This window comes from Streptomyces sp. MS191 (genome assembly GCF_008042125.1).
Taxonomy (GTDB): Bacteria; Actinomycetota; Actinomycetes; order Streptomycetales; family Streptomycetaceae; genus Streptomyces.
Genome location: NZ_RDBI01000157.1, coordinates 1 through 5,391, shown reverse-complemented (window position 1 = coordinate 5,391; position 5,391 = coordinate 1). Strand labels below are relative to the sequence as shown.

Annotated in this window: 5 protein-coding genes; 1 reads left to right on the top strand and 4 read right to left on the bottom strand. The window is 70.9% G+C overall.

Annotation, left to right across the window (positions count from 1 at the left end; translation table 11 throughout):
• Positions 1-43: 43 nt before the first annotated feature.
• Positions 44-937 (bottom strand): DUF4437 domain-containing protein, encoded by an 894-nt coding sequence (locus EAO71_RS35945; RefSeq protein WP_147982002.1) that lies wholly within the window; start codon positions 935-937, stop codon positions 44-46.
• Positions 938-1,016: 79 nt separating this feature from the next.
• On the opposite strand from EAO71_RS35945, the gene EAO71_RS35940 reads away from it, so the two are divergent.
• Positions 1,017-1,586 carry a TetR/AcrR family transcriptional regulator gene (locus tag EAO71_RS35940; protein ID WP_147982001.1) on the top strand — a complete coding sequence of 190 codons (570 nt, stop codon included), beginning with the start codon at positions 1,017-1,019 and terminating at the stop codon, positions 1,584-1,586.
• 46 nt (positions 1,587-1,632) lie between these two features.
• Here the strand turns inward: EAO71_RS35940 and EAO71_RS35935 are convergent, their stop codons facing one another.
• From EAO71_RS35935 to EAO71_RS35925, 3 genes are all read right to left on the bottom strand, one after another.
• The gene (locus EAO71_RS35935) at positions 1,633-2,037 is read right to left on the bottom strand and encodes a MarR family winged helix-turn-helix transcriptional regulator (RefSeq protein ID WP_147982000.1); all 405 of its coding nucleotides are present in this window, start codon (positions 2,035-2,037) and stop codon (positions 1,633-1,635) included.
• 181 nt (positions 2,038-2,218) lie between these two features.
• A complete protein-coding gene (locus EAO71_RS35930; protein ID WP_222723623.1) occupies positions 2,219-3,229 on the bottom strand; it encodes an alpha/beta hydrolase in 1,011 nt (336 codons plus the stop codon).
• 555 nt (positions 3,230-3,784) lie between these two features.
• Positions 3,785-5,230 carry a dihydroorotase gene (locus tag EAO71_RS35925; RefSeq protein WP_147981999.1) on the bottom strand — a complete coding sequence of 482 codons (1,446 nt, stop codon included), beginning with the start codon at positions 5,228-5,230 and terminating at the stop codon, positions 3,785-3,787.
• Positions 5,231-5,391: the final 161 nt, after the last annotated feature.

Genomic DNA, 5,391 nt, shown 5'->3' with positions numbered 1-5,391 from the left:
GGTCGGCTGTCGGTTTCGGCGAGGAACGGAGGCGCGCCGCAGGTCACTGGTAGGACGGGTCCTCCCAGGCGCCGACGCTTCGGGAGCGGACGGGTTCCACGAATCGCGGGGGAACGCTGTGGGGGTGTTCGGGGCCCCAGTTGGTCGCTCGGCCTTCCATGACGACACGCGCATCGGACGTGTACCAGTCCACGAGGTCGCTGTCGGATCGCACGATCCAGGTGCAGCCCTCGTCCGCGCCGGCGGTGAAGTCCCCGTGGCGGATCAGGGGTGGACGCCAGAAGTAGGTGCCGGGCCACATCTTTCCGTAGTTGTAGTCGAAGGCTCCCGCGAGGCAGTAGGCCTCTTCGGTGCAGGGGTGATGGGCGAGGGGTTCCTCCCGCCAGCCCGGTTCGGCCTTGATCAGCCGACTGTAGAACCCGGTCTTCTCATCGCGGTGGAGCATCTTGATGGAGAGACCCGGAACAGGCGTGCCGCCGAGGTCGAAGCGCATGGGGCTGCCGTCGCGGACGTCGATCCACGGCATCCCGGAGGTCTGGAGGACGATCAGCTTCTCGTCCGGACGCAGGCGTCGGCGGTCGGCATCGGCCGGGGTGAAGCCCCAGCCGCCGTGCTCCCGGAACAGCAGGATCTCCGTGCCCTTCTCGGCCTTGATCGCGGGGGTGAGGGCTCCGGCCGGCGCCATCCAGAAGCCCTCTGCCTCCAGAACCGAGTCCCCGACCGTCACCCGTCCGGAAAGCACGTACCACTCCGTGTCCGCCTCGTGCACCCCTGCCGGTCGTGACCAGTCGGTCGTGAAGAGGACCTTGAGGGAGGCCGAGCCGTCCTCCTCGTCGTAACTGAGGTTGCGCTGCAGGGCGATGCCTTCCGCGTGTTCGAACTCCGCGGTGTGCCAGATCAGATCGCGCTCGTCCACAAGCTCCACGTGCGGCCGCATGGTGGCTCCCTCCGAATCGGGTTTCCAGTACAGAACGTATCGTTAAAGCAAAAGCGATACAAGATGTAGTGTTTATTGCGTGACGCAACCCGGCCGCCCCGCGGGGCCCACCGACGAGACCCAGGCCGCCGTCCTGACCGCGGCGCTGCACCTGCTGCTCACCGAGGGCGCGTCGGCGCTCACCGCCCAGCGGCTGCATTCCGCGACGGGAGTCTCCCGGTCCACCATCTACCGGCATTGGCCCACACCGGCTGCCGTGCTGGCCGCCTTGATCGAGGTCGCCCCGCCCAGGAGCGGCTCCGCTTCCGGGGACGCCCGGAAGGACCTGCACGAGGAGGTGGACGCGCTGTGCGACCGGTTGCGTGACAAGCCGGTGGGCGCGTTCCTGCGAGCGATCGTGGCGGCGGCGGCATGGGACGCGGATCTTGCGGAGTTGCGGCGTCGCTACGTGGACGACCTCCTGGAGCCCTTCCGCCACGCCCTGGCCCCCACGGGCTTGAAGCAGGGCGAGAGGGAGGGCGCCGTCTCCTCGATCGTGGCGCCCCTGCTGCTCGACGGGCTGCTGCTGGATCGCCTGCCGGCCCGGGATTCCGCACACCGGACGGTCGACGAGCTCCTGGACGGCATTCCGCGGCGGTCCCTCCCTTGACGTCACGACCTTGGGACGCGAGGGCGCGACCTGGCCGGGCACCTGTTCACGCGGGCAGGTCGGGCGCGTGCGGCTCACTCGCGGACATCTCCTGGCCCAGCACTTCGAGGAACCGGAGCACGGTTGCCGCCTCCTGCCCTCCGGCGCGCTCGACCGCCCTCCGGCCGGCCCGGTCCAGGAGCGAGAGGTACCTGGCGGCCAGCTCACGACCGGGGGGCTCGCAGGCGAGGTGGACCACCCGCCGGTCGGTCGCGTCCCGCACGCGCCGTATGTGTCCCGCCTTCTCCAGTCGGTCGAGGCAGGCGGTGACGGCTCCGGATCCGATGCCCAGGTGCAGACCCAGCCGCCCCGGAGCCAGGGCGGTCCGCGCTTCGAGGATGGCGCCCAGGGCTTGCACGTCGGTGGTGTGGAGGCCGGCTTCGCGAGCGAATCGCCGGGCCAGGTTGTTCATCTCGCGATGGAAGACGCGGAGTCGGCGCGCCGCCGCGTCCAAGGCAGCGGCGGGGGCTTCGGGCTGCCGAGTGTCGGGGCTGTCGTTCGGTCGCTGGTAGGTCACGTCCACCTGGAGGGGGTCGGCCCGGTCGGTGTCCGCCCCGGCCGGAGACGGGGCGGGCACCGGCGCCGGTGGGTGGTCAGGATCCGCTGAGGGTCTGGATGGTGCCGGCTGTACGCAGGGATTCGTAGCGGTTGCCGCCGGGGCGGTGGGTGGTGGTGATCGTCCCGTTCACGTCGTCAGTGGCCCAGGTGGTGGCGAACTCCTGGAGGACGGCGATGTTGGCGGCCTGGGGCGCGCCGTTGGGCAGGGTGCAGAGCGTGTCGGTGCTCGCGCCTTCGGCGTCGCAGTGCGAGCCGGTGCTGAGCCGGATGCCGAGGAACTCCCGGTGGACGTCGGTGGTGAGCTCCTTGGTACCAGAGGCCTGTCCGTTGGCGAGGTAGGGGGGTGAGGAGATGGCGTGGATGGGGAGGTTCGTGAGGTTCAGCCCGTTCAGGGCGTTGGCCATGTTGAGTCCGACGAAGGAGTTGACGGGATCCAGGAGGACGATTCCGGCGAGGCGCTGGAACGCGGCCGGGTATCGGGTGCGCAGCTGGTTGGCGACGTAGCCGACCGCCTCTCCCCCGGCGGAGTGTCCGGAGAAGACGAACTTCGCCGGCAGTTGGAGGCCGGGCCGGCCGGCCTTGGCGGCCGCATCGGTGAAACTGCGGCCGAGCTTGTCGTGGGGGTCGTCGGCCTTGCCGAAGAGGTCGGCGACGTTGTTCAGGAAGGCCGTGTTGTTGCCGAGGTTGGAGACCGTGCATCCGAAGGTGTCGGAGGACGGCAGGGTGGGGGCGAAGACGATGAAGCCGGCGGCGGCGTAGCGACGCGCCAGGTCTTCCAGGTGGTCGTTGGCCCGGCTGAAGCCGTGCTGGAGCCAGACCGTGCCCTTGGGGGCGGCGGTGGCCGGGAAGTACCAGTCGCCGGAACGCTTGTAGATCAGGAACGCACAGCGGACGTCGACCGTGTTGGAGACCTTGACCACGCCGTCGGAGGCGTCCTGCTCCACTCCGGTGGCGGGAGTGACGGCGGTGGCGGTGGCGGCCACGGCCAGGGCCGCGGCCGAGAGGAGGCGCGGGAGGGACATGCGTCTGTGCGAGTGGGTGCTCATGGGGACTCCCAGGGGATGGCCGCGCGGGGTCGCGGCGGTCGCCGGTCGGACCCGGACAGGACCGAGGCGTGTTTCCACTGTCGTAACGCTGTTTCCTTTTCATCTCATTGGGCCCGAGCGGGTTCACGGCGTCAAGCGGTGAGGCGCTGATTCTTTTCGCGTTGCCGTACAACGGTTCGGGCAGGCGGAAGGGGCGGGCGGCAGGGCCCCGGTGACGGGTCATCGGTGCCGGTCAGCCGCGCGCGGATGCGGGGTGGGGCACGGGAGTGCCGACCGCCCGGTCGCGCTCCGGCGGGTGGACCGGGCCGCACGAGGCATCCTGGGGCCGGGAGAGGCAAGGAGAGCGCCCGAGACCGGCACCGGCGCGCGGTCCACTATCACCGGGCGGTCGGATGACCACCCGGTCATACTCGTGGCCGTGCGCCCGCCGTGTCAACGCTGGTGCCGGGCCGACTCGTTCACTTCCGGGACCGGGCATCGGGGCGGGAGCCGGGGCGCGGGAGGGCCCGGTCCGCCCCGGCCGCCGACGGGGAGGCCTGGACGTCGGGCGCCTCGTCAGCGGGAGAGGTAGCGCCCCGAGGGGGTGGGATGGACCTTGCCGTCGTGGTAGGCGATGTGGCCCCCGACGATGGTGGTCGTGGGCCAGCCGCGGAGTTCGCGGCCCTCAAAGGGGCAGTGGTCCTGACCGGACAGCAGGAGGTCGGCCGTGACGGTGCGGACGTCGTCCAGGTCGGCGACGACCAGGTCGGCGTCGGCGCCCACCATCAGCGACCCCTTGCCCGGGAGGCCGTAGGCGGCGGCCGGGTTGGCGGAGAGGAGTTCCGTGACGCGGCGCAGCGGGAGGCCGCGCTTGTGGTGGCCCTCGGACAGCAGGACGGGGTAGAGCAGCGCGGTTCCGCCGAAGCCCGGCAGGGCGGGCCACAGGGCGTCACCCTTGGACTCCTCCATGCAGCATGCGTGGTCGGAGGCGACCCAGTCCACCGTCCCGTCGAGCACCCCCTCCCACAGGGCGTCGTTGTCGGCGCGGGTGCGGATGGGCGGGTTGACCTTGGCACCGAGTCCTCGGCCGGCGGCGTCCAGGCTGTCGTGGTCCAGGCACAGGTGGTGCAGGGTCACCTCGGTGCGCAGGTCGAGACCGGGCGAGGCCGCGCGGGCGGCTCGGGCTCCCGCCAGGGCGGCGGCGCTGGACAGGTGCAGCAGGTTGACCGGGCAGCCGGTGGCCCGGGCCAGGGCGGCGGCCTCCGCGATGGCCACCTCCTCGGTCAGGGGCGGGCGGCCGTCGTGGTAGGCGCGGAGGGTCTGCGGATCGCCGGCGCTCCGCACCCGGTCGATGAACAGGCGCATCAGTTCGGCCTGTTCGCAGTGCAGCGAGAGGGACACCCGGCCGTGCGGGCGGGCGGCGCCGGCGGCCGCGACCGCCTCCATGAGCTGGTAGAGGTGACCGAGGTCGTACTCCTCGCCTTCCTCGGCCATGCGGAAGGCCCTGGCGTCGCGGGAGTCGGCCGCGAGGTTGAAGCCCTTGTAGAACATGTAGTACTTGAAGGAGCTGACACCGTGCTCGGCGACGAGGTCGGGTATCTCGCGCACCTGGGCCGTGTCCATCGGGGCGAGGTGAAAGCCGTAGTCGGTGTGGCTGCGGCCGGCGACGGCGGAGAGGACGTCCGGGAAGATCTCGCCGTAGGGTCCGGTCCGGTCGAGGTAGTGCTCGCCGGTGCGGAAGTAGGAGAGCACGCTCGTCGCTCCGCCGACCAGTGAGGAGCGGGTCTCCTCCTCCGCGTCCTGTTCCAGGGAGCGGTAGATGCCGAGGTGGAAGTGGGCGTCGACCGCACCGGGGAGGACCACGCGCCCCGCGGCGTCGATGACCTCGGTCGCCTGGGCGGCGTCGATGTCGTCGGCGAGCGCCGCCACCTTGCCGTCGCGCACCGCGAGGTCGGCGGGAATCTCCCCGAGGTGGGGCTGGACGAGCGTGCCGTTCTTGATGATCAGGTCGTATCGAGGCATCACAGGCCGGGCGGCCGCGGACGGCGCCGCCCGCACCCCCTTCCGCGTCTCTGAGGAAACGACGTTTCCTTTCTGAGTGACGGAGAGTCATGCTAGCTTTTCGGAACAGCGTTTCACAAGGAGAAACAGCGATCCCCCCCGGCCTCGCGAAGGTGAGCCCC

Coding starts and splice junctions, on each gene's coding strand:
- EAO71_RS35925 (WP_147981999.1), bottom strand. CDS start 5,230: ATGCCTCGATACGACCTGATCATCAAGAACGGCACGCTCGTCCAGCCC.
- EAO71_RS35930 (WP_222723623.1), bottom strand. CDS start 3,229: ATGAGCACCCACTCGCACAGACGCATGTCCCTCCCGCGCCTCCTCTCG.
- EAO71_RS35945 (WP_147982002.1), bottom strand. CDS start 937: ATGCGGCCGCACGTGGAGCTTGTGGACGAGCGCGATCTGATCTGGCAC.
- EAO71_RS35935 (WP_147982000.1), bottom strand. CDS start 2,037: ATGAACAACCTGGCCCGGCGATTCGCTCGCGAAGCCGGCCTCCACACC.